This is a genomic window from Streptomyces sp. NPDC033178 (assembly GCF_055577685.1).
In genome coordinates this window covers 191,689-205,296 of the sequence record NZ_JBVIPT010000002.1, presented here as the reverse complement: position 1 = coordinate 205,296, position 13,608 = coordinate 191,689, and the positions used below count along the sequence as shown (strand labels likewise).

The 13,608-nt window shown below is 71.8% G+C and carries 12 protein-coding genes; 5 read left to right on the top strand and 7 right to left on the bottom strand.

Translation table 11 applies throughout. The features are described from left to right. Nucleotides 1-11 precede the first annotated feature (11 nt). From ACZ5VQ_RS04880 to ACZ5VQ_RS04865, 4 genes are all read right to left on the bottom strand, one after another. A complete protein-coding gene (locus tag ACZ5VQ_RS04880; protein WP_362072122.1) occupies nucleotides 12-1,589 on the bottom strand; it encodes a DEAD/DEAH box helicase in 1,578 nt (525 codons plus the stop codon). 123 nt (nucleotides 1,590-1,712) lie between these two features. Further along, complete coding sequence (locus ACZ5VQ_RS04875) at nucleotides 1,713-1,916, bottom strand: cold-shock protein (RefSeq protein ID WP_053661143.1); 204 nt, start codon at nucleotides 1,914-1,916, stop codon at nucleotides 1,713-1,715. A gap of 199 nt (nucleotides 1,917-2,115) precedes the next feature. Then, nucleotides 2,116-3,654 carry a histidine ammonia-lyase gene (gene hutH, locus ACZ5VQ_RS04870; protein ID WP_469104062.1) on the bottom strand — a complete coding sequence of 513 codons (1,539 nt, stop codon included), beginning with the start codon at nucleotides 3,652-3,654 and terminating at the stop codon, nucleotides 2,116-2,118. Between the two features lie 106 nt (nucleotides 3,655-3,760). Beyond that, nucleotides 3,761-4,903 (bottom strand): GGDEF domain-containing protein, encoded by a 1,143-nt coding sequence (locus tag ACZ5VQ_RS04865; RefSeq protein WP_469103704.1) that lies wholly within the window; start codon nucleotides 4,901-4,903, stop codon nucleotides 3,761-3,763. Nucleotides 4,904-5,056: 153 nt separating this feature from the next. Here ACZ5VQ_RS04865 and ACZ5VQ_RS04860 point away from each other — a divergent pair, with 153 nt between their 5' ends. Then, nucleotides 5,057-5,869 (top strand): enoyl-CoA hydratase/isomerase family protein, encoded by an 813-nt coding sequence (locus ACZ5VQ_RS04860; protein WP_469103703.1) that lies wholly within the window; start codon nucleotides 5,057-5,059, stop codon nucleotides 5,867-5,869. Nucleotides 5,870-6,962: 1,093 nt separating this feature from the next. Here ACZ5VQ_RS04860 and ACZ5VQ_RS04855 read toward each other — a convergent pair. Both ACZ5VQ_RS04855 and ACZ5VQ_RS04850 read right to left on the bottom strand, forming a co-directional pair. Then, nucleotides 6,963-8,084, bottom strand: coding sequence for an adenylate/guanylate cyclase domain-containing protein (locus tag ACZ5VQ_RS04855; protein WP_469104061.1), 1,122 nt, complete (start codon nucleotides 8,082-8,084; stop codon nucleotides 6,963-6,965). A gap of 483 nt (nucleotides 8,085-8,567) precedes the next feature. Further along, nucleotides 8,568-9,479: a biotin--[acetyl-CoA-carboxylase] ligase gene (locus ACZ5VQ_RS04850; protein ID WP_469103702.1), complete on the bottom strand. Its 912-nt coding sequence runs from the start codon at nucleotides 9,477-9,479 to the stop codon at nucleotides 8,568-8,570. 177 nt (nucleotides 9,480-9,656) lie between these two features. On the opposite strand from ACZ5VQ_RS04850, the gene ACZ5VQ_RS04845 reads away from it, so the two are divergent. Together ACZ5VQ_RS04845 and ACZ5VQ_RS04840 are read left to right on the top strand one after the other, a co-directional pair. Then, nucleotides 9,657-11,255, top strand: coding sequence for an acyl-CoA carboxylase subunit beta (locus ACZ5VQ_RS04845; protein WP_362072132.1), 1,599 nt, complete (start codon nucleotides 9,657-9,659; stop codon nucleotides 11,253-11,255). Between the two features lie 46 nt (nucleotides 11,256-11,301). Beyond that, nucleotides 11,302-11,511 (top strand): acyl-CoA carboxylase epsilon subunit, encoded by a 210-nt coding sequence (locus ACZ5VQ_RS04840; RefSeq protein WP_190229761.1) that lies wholly within the window; start codon nucleotides 11,302-11,304, stop codon nucleotides 11,509-11,511. Here ACZ5VQ_RS04840 and ACZ5VQ_RS04835 read toward each other — a convergent pair. After that, entirely contained in the window at nucleotides 11,461-12,636 is a 1,176-nt protein-coding gene (locus ACZ5VQ_RS04835; RefSeq protein ID WP_469103701.1) for an SGNH/GDSL hydrolase family protein, read from the bottom strand. The two genes, ACZ5VQ_RS04840 and ACZ5VQ_RS04835, sit on opposite strands and share 51 nt — an antisense overlap. A 175-nt stretch (nucleotides 12,637-12,811) precedes the next feature. On the opposite strand from ACZ5VQ_RS04835, the gene mmpB reads away from it, so the two are divergent. Beyond that, nucleotides 12,812-12,940, top strand: coding sequence for a morphogenic membrane protein MmpB (gene mmpB, locus ACZ5VQ_RS04830; protein WP_143636837.1), 129 nt, complete (start codon nucleotides 12,812-12,814; stop codon nucleotides 12,938-12,940). A gap of 31 nt (nucleotides 12,941-12,971) precedes the next feature. After that, complete coding sequence (locus tag ACZ5VQ_RS04825; RefSeq protein WP_469103700.1) at nucleotides 12,972-13,592, top strand: Maf family protein; 621 nt, start codon at nucleotides 12,972-12,974, stop codon at nucleotides 13,590-13,592. Nucleotides 13,593-13,608: the final 16 nt, after the last annotated feature.

The window sequence follows — 13,608 nt, the reverse complement described above, 5'->3', positions numbered from 1 at the left end:
CCGCCGAGCTGTCAGGCGGACCGACGCCCGCCCCCCTGACCTCCACGGGTACGCGATCCCGCACCACCACGCCCACGCGAACCCCCGCCGGTGCCGGCCCCGGCACCGGGACGCGCGGCCGCGTTCCCACGCCCGCCACCACCCCGCCGAGCCCGCGACGGCGACTTCGGCTGAGCCTGCGCGGCAACCGGCTCCGGTACGGGAATGACAACAGGAACCCCGGACGGCTCCCGAGCTCCCGTGATCCGTACGAGCTCCTCGTCGCTCGACTTGATGCGAGCCGTCCGCGGACTGATCCCGGCGTCGGCCATCAGCCGGGTCATCTCCCGCTTCTGCTCGGGAAGGACGAGCGTGACGACGCTCCCGGACTCCCCCGCGCGAGCGGTACGCCCGCCCCGGTGGAGATAGTCCTTGTGGTCGACCGGCGGATCGACGTTCACGACGAGGTCGAGATCGTCGACGTGGATCCCACGAGCGGCGACGTTCGTGGCGACGAGCGCGGTCACAAGACCGGTCTTGAACTGGTCGAGCGTCCGGTTCCGCTGCGGCTGCGAGCGCCCGCCGTGCAGCGCGGAGGCCTTCACACCGTTGGCGAGCAGCCGCTTGGCGAAGCGGTCGGCGGCGCGCTTGGTGTCGACGAAGAGGATCACGCGTCCGTCGCGCGCGGCGATCCGCATGGCGACGGCCTTCTTGTCGGTCTCGTCGGCGACGTGCAGCACGTGGTGCTCCATCGTCGTCACCGCGCCGGCGGAGGGGTCGACGGAGTGCACGACGGGGTCCGTGAGGAACATCCGTACGAGCTTGTCGATGTTCTTGTCCAGGGTCGCCGAGAACAGCATGCGCTGGCCGTCCGGCTCGACCTGGTTGAGCAGCGCCGTGACCTGGGGCATGAAGCCCATGTCGGCCATCTGGTCGGCCTCGTCGAGGACGGTGATCCCCACCCGTTCGAGGGTGCAGTCACCGCGGTCTATCAGGTCCTTGAGCCGCCCGGGCGTGGCCACGAGCACCTCGGCGCCGCGCCTCAGCAGACCGGACTGCTTGCCGATGGACAGCCCGCCGACGACGGTCGCGAGCCGCAGGTTCACGGCCGTGGCGTACGGCGTGAGCGCGTCGGTGACCTGCTGCGCGAGCTCGCGCGTGGGCACGAGGACGAGCGCGAGCGGCGCCTTGGGCTCGGCGCGTCGGCCGGCCGTGCGGGCGAGCAGCGCGAGGCCGAAGGCGAGGGTCTTGCCCGAGCCGGTGCGGCCCCGGCCGAGGATGTCGCGCCCGGCGAGGGAGTTGGGGAGCGTCGCGCCCTGGATCGGGAACGGCTCGATGACCCCCTGGGCGGTGAGGGTCTTGGTCAGCGCGGCCGGCATGTCCAGCGCGTCGAAGGACTCGACGGCGGGCAGCGCGGGCGTCAGCGTCTGCGGCAGGGTGAACTCCCGCGGCGCCGTCGACTGCTGGGACGGCTTCTTGCGTACGTTCCTTGCGCCGCCGTTGGCGGAAGCCGCAGGGGCTCCGCCGCGTGTGCCACGAGAGCCACGGGAACCCCGGGAATTCGCCGGGCGTTTGCCGGCGGGTCGTTCAGGACGTTCGGATCGAGTCATGCTGGATCTGGAATTCCTTCCTGGGCCTCACGGTTTTCCCGTGTTCAAGGACACACGGACAGCACAAGCCGGGGCCCGCACCCGAAGGTGCGGGCCCCGGCTCGCGTGATGCGCGTCCCGGAATTAGGCGGGGACGATGTTCTCCGCCTGCGGGCCCTTCTGACCCTGCGTGACGTCGAAGGAGACCTTCTGGCCCTCCTGCAGCTCACGGAAGCCCGAGGTGGCGATGTTCGAGTAGTGGGCGAAGACGTCGGCGCCGCCGCCGTCCTGCTCGATGAAGCCGAAGCCCTTTTCCGCGTTGAACCACTTCACGGTGCCAGTAGCCATGTCATTTCTCCAAGATAGGTGGCTCCCATCCGGAAATGACCGGAAAAACAAAACGCGCCTGAGAGAGGATTCCTTTCAGGCGCACAAAGTTAATGGGTACCAAAAACGTTTCGTTAGGAACCCTAGCACAGTTTTCGGTGGGGGCGTCGCGACGCCCCGGCGCCCCCACCTCGTACACCCGAAGGAACCCCGGAAATCCCTATGCCAGCGGGCCCGTGACGGGTTCCACGGCCTCGACCAGGTGGCCGCCGCGCACGAACGCGTCAGCGGCCGCCAGGTCGGGCGAGAGGAAGCGGTCGGGGCCCGGGCCCGCGACACCGGCGGCGCGGGCGGCGGAGATCGCGGCCTGCGAGGCGGGGGCGGGGGTGAGGCCGGTGCGCAGCTCGATGGCGCGCGTGGCGGCGTACAGCTCGACGGCGACGATCCGGGTCAGGTTGTCGACGGCCGTACGGAGCTTGCGGGCGGCCGACCAGCCCATCGAGACGTGGTCCTCCTGCATGGCGGAGGACGGGATGGAGTCGGCGGAGGCCGGGACGGCGAGCCGCTTCATCTCGCTGACCAGGGCGGCCTGTGTGTACTGGGCGATCATCAGGCCGGAGTCGACACCGGCGTCGTCCGCGAGGAACGGCGGCAGGCCGTGCGAGCGGTTCTTGTCGAGGAGCCGGTCGGTGCGGCGCTCGGTGATCGAGCCGAGGTCTGCGGCGGCGATGGCGAGGAAGTCCAGGACGTAGGCGACCGGGGCGCCGTGGAAGTTGCCGTTCGACTCGACGCGGCCGTCGGGCAGGACGACGGGGTTGTCGACGGCGGAGGCGAGTTCGCGGTCGGCGACCAGGCGGGCGTGGGTCATGGTGTCGCGGCCGGCGCCGGCGACCTGCGGGGCACAGCGCACGGAGTAGGCGTCCTGGACGCGGGGGGCGTCGTCCTGGTGATGGCCGGTCAGCTCCGAACCCTTCAGCACGGCCAGCATGTTGGCGGCGCTGGCGCCCTGGCCCGGGTGGGGGCGGATGGCGTGCAGTTCGGGGGCGAGGACCCGGTCGGTGCCGAGGAGCGCTTCGAGGGAGAGGGCCGCGGTGATGTCGGCGGACTTGTAGAGGGTGTCGAGGTCGGCGAGGGCCATGACCAGCATGCCGAGCATCCCGTCGGTGCCGTTGAGGAGGGCCAGGCCCTCCTTCTCGCGCAGTTCGACGGGCTCGATGCCGTGCGCGGCGAGGAGTTCACCGGCGGGGCGAATCGTTCCGTCCGGGCCTTCCGCGTCCCCCTCGCCCATGAGCGTCAGGGCGCAGTGGGAGAGAGGAGCGAGGTCGCCGGAGCAGCCGAGGGAGCCGAACTCGTGGACGACCGGGGTGATGCCGGCGTTCAGGATGTCGGCCATGGTCTGGGCGACGGACGGGCGGACGCCGGTATGGCCCGAGCAGACGGTCTTGAGCCGCAGGAACATCAGGGCGCGGACGACCTCGCGCTCGACGTGCGGGCCCATTCCGGCGGCGTGCGACCGCACGATGTTGCGCTGCAGCTGGGCGCGCAGTTCCGGGCTGATGTGCCGGGTCGCGAGGGCTCCGAAGCCGGTGGAGACCCCGTACACGGGCTCCGGCTTGGCCGCCAGCGCTTCCACGATCTCGCGGGCCGCGGCGAGCGCCGAGACCGCCTCGTCGGAGAGCTCGACCCGGGCGCCGCCGCGCGCCACAGCGAGAACGTCGGACGCGGTGACACCCGTCGTCCCCACCACCACAGTGTGCATATCCATATTCAGGAGCGTACGCAGTGAATGCCTTGGTGTCACTAGTGGGTGGCGGGTTGGGTCCTTACACACAGGACCCCGCAGGGATGGCCGGACGGGGGCCGCCCTACCGACGGCCGCGGAACCTCCGGCGTTCGGCCGCCGCGGGCGGGGGTGCGTCGGCGAGGCGTACGACAGGGTCGTCCGGCCCCTCGCGGCCCGCGACGACGGGCTTCGCGGAGCGTACGGCCTTGGCGCGGTACTGGGCCGCGTCGGCGAGCCGGAAGAGCCGCCGGGCCGAGCGGACGGGCCCGAGCGGGTCCTCGGTGGAGGCGACCCCGCATGCGACGCCCTCGCCGAGCTCCAACTCGGCGGCGCGGCGGCACAGTTCGTCGGCGACGCGTACGACCTCGTCGGCGGCCGGGCCCACGGCCAGCAGGCAGAACTCGTCGCCGCCGAGGCGCGCGGCGAGGGTGCCGGGCAGCATCGCGCCGCACAGCGAGAGGACGGACCCGAAGCGCTCCAGGAGCCGGTCGCCGACGGCGTGGCCCCGGGTGTCGTTGACGCGCTTGAGGCCGTTGAGGTCGCAGACGACGAGGCTCACGACCACACCCTCGGCGCGGTGGCGTTCGATGGCCTCGTCCAGCCGCATGTCCACGGCACGGCGGTTCGCGAGGCCGGTGAGCGCGTCGGTGAAGGCGAGGCGGCGGGCCTCCTCCAGGCGTTCGGTCTGCGCGATCCCGGCGGCGACCACGGAGGCGAGGACGGTCGCGAAGTCGGCGTCGGCACGGTCGAAGACGGGGGCTCCGGCCGGGCGGGCGACGTACAACTCACCCCAGGCGCGTCCGTGCATGACGATCGGCGCGACGACACAGCACCCGCGGCCGCGTCTGCGCAGGGCGGCGACGCGCTGATGGCAGTACCCGGCCTCCCCCGCGGCCGGTCCGTCGGCCGTCTCCACCCAGGCGTTGGGTCCGCCGCCGCCGACCCAGCGTTCGTGCAGGAACTCCGTGATCTCCGGGAACTGGTGCACGGGGTAGGCCTCGTCCTCCGGGAACTCCTCCTCGTCCCCGGCCCGGTCCCCCACGTTCGCCAGGACCCGCAGCCGCCCGAGCTCCCGCTCCCACACGGACAGCGCGGCGAAGCTCCCGCCCAGCGCCCGGCAGGCTCCGGCCGCCGCCGCGCGCCACGACTCCCGCGGGGCGTGCGCGGCGGCCATGCCCTGCGCCAGCGCCACCACGGCCCTCAACCGCACATCGTCACTGCCCATCACTCCAGGTTAGGTATGTTTGTAATGATTTGGGACATTGATGCGGCGGACAGGGGTCCGGGGCGGGGCTTTCCCCGGCGGCGGACGGCTGGAATGATCGGGACACAGGGAAGTTAACCGCCGTTAACGTGAACGGTGAACCGGGAGGGTCTGATGTCCGAGCAAGGCGCGGAGCAGCGGTTCGGGGAGTACGTCGTGGTGCGACGCCATACGTCGTCGTACGTCGCCGAGCTCGTCCTGGACCGGCCCAAGGCCATGAACGCCGTGTCGACGGACATGGCCCGCTCGATCGCCGCGGCGTGCGAGGCGCTGGCCGCGGACCGGGACGTCCGGGCGGTCGTCCTCACCTCCACCCACGAGCGGGCCTTCTGCGTCGGCGCCGACCTCAAGGAGCGCAACTCCCTCACGGACGCCGAACTGGTCCGTCAGCGTCCCCTCGCGCGGGCGGCGTACACGGGCGTGCTGGAGCTGCCGATGCCCACCGTCGCCGCCGTGCACGGGTTCGCGCTGGGCGGCGGTTTCGAGCTGGCCCTGGCCTGCGATCTGATCGTGGCGGACGGTACGGCCGTGGTGGGGCTGCCCGAGGTGTCCGTCGGCGTCATTCCCGGGGGCGGGGGTACGCAGTTGCTGCCGCGGCGGGTGGGTGCGGCGCGGGCGGCGGAGCTGATCTTCTCGGCGCGGCGGGTGGAGGCGGCGGAGGCGCGGGAGCTGGGGCTGGTCGATGTCCTGGTTGCCGTGGGCGAGGACCGAGCGGAGGGGTTGGCCGTGGCCGGCCGTATCGCCGTCAACTCGCCCGTCGGGCTGCGGGCCGCCAAGCGGGCGCTTCGGCTCGGGCACGGGCTCGATCTCCGCGCCGGTCTGGAGATCGAGGACGCCGCCTGGCGCTCGGTCGCCTTCTCGGGCGACCGGGCGGAGGGCGTCGCGGCCTTCAACGAGAAGCGCCGGCCGGATTGGCCTGGGGAGTAGTTCCTCGCCCCCGCCGCCCCTACCCGTTCCCTTCCCCTGGGGGCTCCGCCCCCAGACCCCCACTTGAACTTCAGCCCCTCCGGCGCTTGAGGAGCGGGGGTTCGGGGGCGGAGCCCCTGAGTAGTGACGGGAATGGGTAAGGGCGGCGGGGGCGGAAGAAACCCCGTGGGCCCACAACCACTCCCGAACCGTCGGAGACTCCCCGTTCGGGTGATGAGGCACCGGACTCATCCCCAACCACCCCAGCACGCGCATAACCTGCGCACCGCGACAGCGCGCCGGGGGGCGCCCTCGCATCGGGGAGGGGAACCGCATGCCACACACGGCGACGAAGCCAGGACCGGTCACACCAGAGACGACACCACCGGAGCAGGCCCTCGCCCGCCCCCGAGGACGCCACCGCAAACCCCGCCCCCGCCGCATCCTGTTCGCGGTGGGCGGCCTCGCCCTGGCCGCAGGAGCCCTGAGCCTCCTGCGCATGGCCCCCCAGCCCACCGGCGGAGGCACCGGCGTGGAGGCCACGGACATCGACCCCAGCGCGGCGAGTTCGACGGACAGCCCGGCTCAGGAAGACGCGGGGGCGGTACCCGTAGCCGCACCACCCACCACGGACGCGTCCCCCTCGGCCACGGCCGCCACGGGCCCCTCGGGATCCACGTCAACTTCCGAACGGAACGGGCCGGGCGGGCCGGGCGGGCTGAACAGGCCCAACGAGTCCGACGGCCTGAACGAAGCGTCCACCCCGGGCGCGCAGAACCGAGCCACAGGACCAGCCGGAGTCCCAGGACCGGCAGGCCCCACCCCCTCCGGCGCCCTCCAGGACGCGCTCCCCATCACCACCACGCCACCCGCCCGAGCGGACCGGCAACCGGCAGCGCCCCGACCCCCCGCCGCCACACCCTCGGCCCCCGCGCCGACCCCGACATCCCCTGGCTCACCGCAGGATCCCGCCCGCCCGGGCACGGGCCTGTGCGTGCCCATCGTGGGCTTCTGTCTCGACGGCAACGACAGGTAGCGACAGGCGGGGTAGCGACCAGCAGGCCAGAGACAGGCAGGGACAGGTAGCGACAAGCAAGGACAGACCAGACAACCGCTAGTTACTGCGCCGCCTGAGCTGCCACGGCTCGACCACTCCCAGCCCCCGCACCGCCCGCTGCCACATCGGCTGAAGCACGAAGCGGTACGACGGCGGCTCCTCGCCCTCCTTCTCCGCGGCGGCGGCCTCATCGGCGGCAGCGGCCTCGGAGGCGGGCGCGTCGCCGGTCCGGGTGAGTTCCTCGGCGAACGCCCCGTCGACCAGGACGGCGTCCTTCGGAGCTATCGAGGTCAGCCGGGAGGCGAGGTTGACGGTCGTACCGAAGACATCGCCCATACGCGTGGTCACCGTGCCGAAGGCGATACCGACCCGCAGCTCGGGCATCGTCTCGTCGCCGGCCATGGTCTCGATCAGCCGCAGCGCGATCTCGGCGGCGACGCCCGCGTCGTCGGCCGCGTACAGCACCTCGTCGCCCAGCGTCTTGATCAGGCGCCCGCCGTGGGCGGCCACCAGATCCGCCGCGGTGGTCTCGAAGGCCTCGACGAGTTCGCCGAGTTCCTCCTCCTCCATGCGCCGGGTCAGACGCGTGAAGCCGACGAGGTCGGCGAAGCCGACGGCGAGGCGCCGGTCGACCATCTCCTCGTCGTCCGCGGCCTGCACGACGCGGCCGGTCGCGGCGGCGAGCTGGCGCCGCCAGACATAGACGAGGAACTCCTCCAGCTCGGGCAGGAGCAGCTCGACGAGGGGGTACGTGACCTCGGTGCGCGTCATGCCCGGTTCCGGGGGCTCGGTGAGGCCCTCCAGGAAGGAGTCGATCTGCCACTCGGCCAGCCGGGCGGTGGTCTGGCCGGTCGAACGGGCGACCTGGACCGCCATCGCCTCGCTGAGCAGGCCCGCCTCGACCAGACCGGAGAGCCGGCGCAGAGCCAGTACGTCGGCCTCCGTGAGCGCCTTGGCCTGGCCGATGTCCGCGAAGCCCATGGCCCGCCAGAAACGGGTGGCCAGCTCCACGGAGACGCCCGCGCTGCGGGCGGCCTGGAAGGGGGTGTAGCGGCGCTCGGCACCGAGGATGAGCTGTTCGAGACGCAGGGCGAGCGGATCCTCCTCGGAGGCGGCAACCTCCGCCCGGCCCCCGGCCGACGTCCCGCCCGACGCCTCCGCCTGGTCCGTGTGAAGCACCCGATCCGTCTGTTCCGTCTGTTCCACCTGATCCGACGCCTCGGGCGCACTCGGCGGCCCGTCCGGCGTCTCCGTCCGGTCCGGCGTTTCCGCCCGGTCCGTTCGGCCGTCCTGCGCGTCCACTCGGTCCTGCTCCTCCACCCGCGCGTGCGCCTCGGCCCGATCGGTCCGTGCGGCCGCCGTGTCGGCGACAGACCCGGTGGTACGCCCCGGCTCACCGTCGGAGGCGGTGTCACCCGTGCCGGAGCCCGTGTCGTCGACGGTCACGCCTGCTGCCCTTCCGATCTGCCGCGGTCAGGTATCGACCGGCCTCAACTCTACGGCAGGTGTGCTCTGGCTCACTCCCGACCGCCGACGCCGGGCGGCCCGAGGCCCACTCCTCCCGCGTAGGTCCGGCGGCCCGCCCCCACTCGTACGGCTCGTACGCGCTCCTTGCTCACCACCAGGCACGAAGTGTCCCGCGCACCCCTGCGGGCATGTCCGTCACCGGTCCCCCGTGTCTCCCGTCTCTCCCGTGTCCCCCGCCGGCCGCAGATGCACGATGTCCCCCGCCCCCACGGGCTGCTGCACACCCTCCGCCGTGGCCAGGACCAGTCGTCCGTCGCCGTCCACGGCCACCGCCTCCCCGGTGATCGACTTGCCACCGGGCAGTTCGGCCCGTACGACCCGCCCGAGCGTGGCGCATCCGGCGGCGTACGTGTCCTGGAGGCCGGACCGGGCCGGGTCGCCGCCCACGCTCCGCCACTTCTCGTACCACTGGCCGAGGGACCGGAGCACGGCCCGCAGGATCGTGTCACGGTCCGTGGTCGTCGCTCCCGCGAGGGCGAGCGAACCCGCGCCCGGCACGGGCAGCTCGTCCTCGCGGAGCGTGACGTTGATGCCGATGCCGACGACGACCGCGTCGGGCCCGGCACGCTCGGCGAGGATGCCGCCGGTCTTGCGTTCCTGGCCGTCCACGGTGACCAGCAGGTCGTTGGGCCACTTGAGTGCCGTGTCGACCCCGGCCGCCCGGGACAGCGCGGTGGCGGTCGCGACACCGGCGAGCAGCGGCAGCCAGCCCCAGCGCTCGACCGGCACCCCGGTCGGCTTCAGCAGGACGGAGAAGAAGAGGCCCGAGCGGGGAGGTGCCGTCCACCGGCGGTCCAGACGCCCGCGCCCGGCGTCCTGCTCCTCGGCGACGAGGATCGCCCCCTCCTCCGCCTGTCCCTCGGTGGCGAAGGCGACGAGGTCGGAGTTGGTGGAGCCGGTGCGCTGCACCACGTCGACATCGCACCAGAGGCCCTCGTGCCCCCCGTTGCGCACGAGCGCGCGGCGCAGGGCCACGGCGTTGAGCGGTGGACGGTCCAGGTCGGACCACCGATTGCTGTTCGCGTCTGAGTCGTCTCGCGGCGTCATGCAACCCACCCTAGGTGTGGTAAACGCCGCACTGCCGAACGGTAGGCACGCCACTACGCTACGGATGAGTAGCCAACCCCCCTTCTGAGCACCACCCAGGACCGTTCAGCACGTCCGAAGCACCTCGTGTCACCTCACCCTCACGTCCCCACTGAGCAGGCAGGGAGCCGCATCCCGATGTCCGAGCCGGAACAGCAGCATGAGATCGACATCCACACCACCGCGGGCAAGCTCGCGGATCTGCGGCGCCGCATCGACGAGGCGACGCACGCCGGCTCGGCACGTGCCGTCGAAAAGCAGCACGCCAAGGGCAAGTTGACGGCTCGTGAGCGGATCGAGCTGCTGCTGGACGAGGGCTCCTTCGTGGAGTTCGACGAGTTCGCGCAGCACCGCTCCACGGACTTCGGCCTGGAGAACAACCGCCCGTACGGCGACGGGGTCGTGACCGGCTACGGCACGGTGGACGGACGACCGGTGGCCGTGTTCTCCCAGGACTTCACGGTCTTCGGCGGCGCGCTCGGCGAGGTCTACGGCCAGAAGATCATGAAGGTGATGGACTTCGCGCTGAAGACCGGCTGTCCGGTCATCGGCATCAACGACTCGGGCGGCGCCCGGATCCAGGAGGGCGTCTCGGCGCTCGGCATGTACGGCGAGATCTTCCGCCGCAACACCCACGCCTCGGGTGTCATCCCGCAGATCAGCCTGGTCGTCGGCCCGTGCGCGGGCGGCGCGGTCTACTCCCCCGCGATCACCGACTTCACGGTGATGGTCGACCAGACCTCGCACATGTTCATCACAGGACCGGACGTCATCAAGACGGTCACCGGCGAGGACGTCGGCTTCGAGGAGCTGGGCGGCGCGCGCACGCACAACGCGGTGTCGGGCGTGGCCCATCACATGGCGGGCGACGAGAAGGACGCGATCGAGTACGTCAAGTCGCTGCTGTCCTACCTGCCGTCGAACAACCTCAGCGAGCCGCCCGCCTTCCCGGAGGAGGCGGACCTGGCCCTGACCGACGAGGACCGCGAGCTCGACACGCTGATCCCGGACAGCGCGAACCAGCCGTACGACATGCACACGGTGATCGAACACGTCCTGGACGACGCCGAGTTCTTCGAGACCCAGCCGCTGTTCGCGCCGAACATCCTCACCGGCTTCGGCCGCGTCGAGGGTCACCCGGTGGGCATCGTCGCCAACCAGCCGATGCAGTTCGCGGGCTGTCTCGACATCGACGCGAGCGAGAAGGCGGCCCGCTTCGTCCGCACCTGCGACGCCTTCAACGTCCCCGTCATCACGTTCGTGGACGTCCCCGGCTTCCTGCCGGGTGTCGACCAGGAGCACTACGGCATCATCCGCCGCGGCGCGAAGCTGATCTACGCCTACGCGGAGGCAACGGTCCCCCTCATCACGGTGATCACCCGCAAGGCCTTCGGCGGCGCGTACGACGTCATGGGCTCCAAGCACCTGGGCGCCGACCTCAACCTCGCCTGGCCGACCGCCCAGATCGCCGTGATGGGCGCGCAGGGCGCGGTGAACATCCTGCACCGCCGCACCATCGCCGCTGCCCCCGCCGACGAGCAGGAGGCCACCCGGGCCCGCCTGATCCAGGAGTACGAGGACACGCTCCTCAACCCCTACACGGCCGCCGAGCGCGGGTACATCGACGGTGTGATCCTGCCGTCCGACACCCGCTCCCACGTCGTACGCGGCCTGCGGTCGCTGCGTACGAAGCGGGAGTCCCTGCCGCCGAAGAAGCACGGCAACATCCCCCTGTAGGACGCCGATCGAGAGTGCCGAGAGCCAAGAGTCGAGAGCGGGAACGATCATGATCAAGGTCGTACGGGGCAATCCGACCCCCGAGGAGCTGGCCGCCGCACTGGCGGTGGTCCAGGCCCGCGCCGCGGCGGCGGCAACATCCCCGCCCGGCGCACCCCAGGACCGTCCGGCCTGGTCCGACCCGTCCCGGGTGGCCCAGAGGCGCCTACCCCAGCCGGGCCCACAAGCATGGGCCCGCACCTTCTGGCCCGGTTAGCACGGCGGCGACGGCTTCGGCCATCACCTCGTACCCGGCATCATTCGGGTGCAGGTGATCGCCGAAGTCGTACGCCCCACGCAGCACATCAGGCGAGTCGGGATCACCCAGCGCCCGGTGAAGATCGACGACCGCGTCGTACTCCCCCGAGCAACGAATCCACTCGTTCAGCTCGTGACTCACCTTCGCCGCCCGCTCCCCCCAGTGGTCGGAGCCCCCGAAGGGCAGCAGCGTCGCCCCCACGGCCCGAACCCCCCGCTCCCGTGCCAGCCGTATCAACTCCCGGTGCCCCGCAACGAGTTCGCCCACCTCCACCCGCGGCGCGGGCCGATACGTGGGCTGCTCGTCCGTCTCGCTGAACCCGATGTCGTTGAGCCCCAGCAGAACGACGATCGTGTCGACGCCCGCGAGCGCGAACACGTCCCGCTCCACCCGCCGGACGCCCTTCTCCCCGTACCAGGCCGAGTCGTTGAGCAGCAGGTTCCCGCCGATGCCGGCGTTGAGCACGGGCCTCCCCGTGCGCTCGGCGAGGGCGTCGGACCAGCGCCGGTTCGCGCCGGGCGTGGACCCGAACCCGTCGGTGATCGAGTCGCCGAAGAGGGCGACGGCGTCCGAGCGCCCCGCGGAGACGTCGACGCCGGACAGGAAGTACCACGACTCGCCGACCTCGTCGAAGGCCTCGCCCCCGGTGTCCTCCAGGAGGTCTCCCGCGCCCCGGTAGCTGGTGGCGAAGGCCTGCGCGTGGAAGGTCGCGGGCCCGGTGACGGCGTCCAGGTGAAGGGTGACCGTCACCGATTCGCCTGATTCCAGGGCGAGTTCGGCCGCGTCACCGATGATCTCCCCGCGCGCCGGCACCTCCGCGGAGGTGAACCCCGCGAAAGTGAGCCGCCGGACCGAGTCCGGCCGCACGGCGGCTCCGCGGGCCGTACGGGCGACCGTCGCGCCCGCGATCCGCAGCGGCGAGGTCCCGTAGGCGTTCGAGAGGCGGATACGGACCCGGTCGCCGCCCGCGCCGAGGCGGACGACCTGACGCAGGGACTGCTGCCAGAAGCCCTCCTGCGACCAGTTGGGCGTGAAGCCCGTGCTGGGCAGCTGGGGCGAGGCGGTCCAGGCGGTGGTGAACACGGCACATCCCTCCCTGAGAGGATCAGGACTCCCTCCCTAATGGAATCAGAGTCCCTTTAGTGGTACCCGGAACGGTAGCAGGGAGGCGGGACCTAATGGAACAGCAGACCCCTTTACTCAAAATGAGTACGCGTACTCAGGCGCCCGCGCCCGCGGCGGAGTCACGATCGTTGACATGCTGTGGTCCGACCCCGAGAACGAGCCGCCCAAGGAACTGCGCGACATGCAGGACATGTTGCGGCGGCTGGGCGTTCTCCTGGCTCTGGCCGCGGTGCTCGCGATGATCGTGCTCGGCGTGATGTGAGCCGCCGCGGCCCCGCCGATACCCTGGCCGCATGACTGATCAGCCACGCCGCCGACTCGTCCTCGCCTCCCAGTCCCCCGCCCGGCTCGGGCTGCTGCGCCAGGCCGGACTCGCCCCCGAGGTCATCGTCAGCGGGGTCGACGAGGACGCCGTGACCGCCCCGACCCCCGCCGAACTGGCGCTCGCGCTGGCCGAGGCGAAGGCGTCCGTGGTGGCGGCGAGGCCGGAGGTCAAGGGTGCCCTGGTGATCGGCTGCGACTCGGTGCTCGACCTGGACGGCGAGGCGCTCGGCAAGCCCGCCGACGCCGAGGAGGCGACCGCGCGGTGGAAGTCCATGCGCGGCCGCGCGGGCACGCTCCAGACCGGGCACTGCGTCTGGGACACGTCGGCCGGGCGGCACGCCTCGGCGGTCGCCTCCACGGTGGTCCGCTTCGGCGAGCCGAGCGACGCGGAGATCGCCGCGTACGTCGCCTCGGGCGAGCCCCTCCATGTCGCGGGGGCGTTCACGCTCGACGGCCGCTCGGCCCCGTTCATCGACGGCATCGACGGCGACCACGGCAACGTCATCGGGATCTCGCTGCCGTTGGTACGCCGCCTGCTGGCCGAACTGGGTGTCGGCATCACGGAGTTGTGGACCCCGCGCGACAAGTGACGCGCGGGGCGGGACG

What these genes read in the sequence shown, in the direction of transcription:
- mmpB (WP_143636837.1), top strand. Translation starts at nt 12,812, where the DNA reads ATGCTGTGGTCCGACCCCGAGAACGAGCCGCCCAAGGAACTGCGCGAC.
- ACZ5VQ_RS04860 (WP_469103703.1), top strand. Translation starts at nt 5,057, where the DNA reads ATGTCCGAGCAAGGCGCGGAGCAGCGGTTCGGGGAGTACGTCGTGGTG.
- ACZ5VQ_RS04850 (WP_469103702.1), bottom strand. Translation starts at nt 9,479, where the DNA reads ATGACGCCGCGAGACGACTCAGACGCGAACAGCAATCGGTGGTCCGAC.
- ACZ5VQ_RS04880 (WP_362072122.1), bottom strand. Translation starts at nt 1,589, where the DNA reads ATGACTCGATCCGAACGTCCTGAACGACCCGCCGGCAAACGCCCGGCG.
- hutH (WP_469104062.1), bottom strand. Translation starts at nt 3,654, where the DNA reads ATGCACACTGTGGTGGTGGGGACGACGGGTGTCACCGCGTCCGACGTT.
- ACZ5VQ_RS04845 (WP_362072132.1), top strand. Translation starts at nt 9,657, where the DNA reads ATGTCCGAGCCGGAACAGCAGCATGAGATCGACATCCACACCACCGCG.
- ACZ5VQ_RS04865 (WP_469103704.1), bottom strand. Translation starts at nt 4,903, where the DNA reads ATGGGCAGTGACGATGTGCGGTTGAGGGCCGTGGTGGCGCTGGCGCAG.
- ACZ5VQ_RS04875 (WP_053661143.1), bottom strand. Translation starts at nt 1,916, where the DNA reads ATGGCTACTGGCACCGTGAAGTGGTTCAACGCGGAAAAGGGCTTCGGC.
- ACZ5VQ_RS04825 (WP_469103700.1), top strand. Translation starts at nt 12,972, where the DNA reads ATGACTGATCAGCCACGCCGCCGACTCGTCCTCGCCTCCCAGTCCCCC.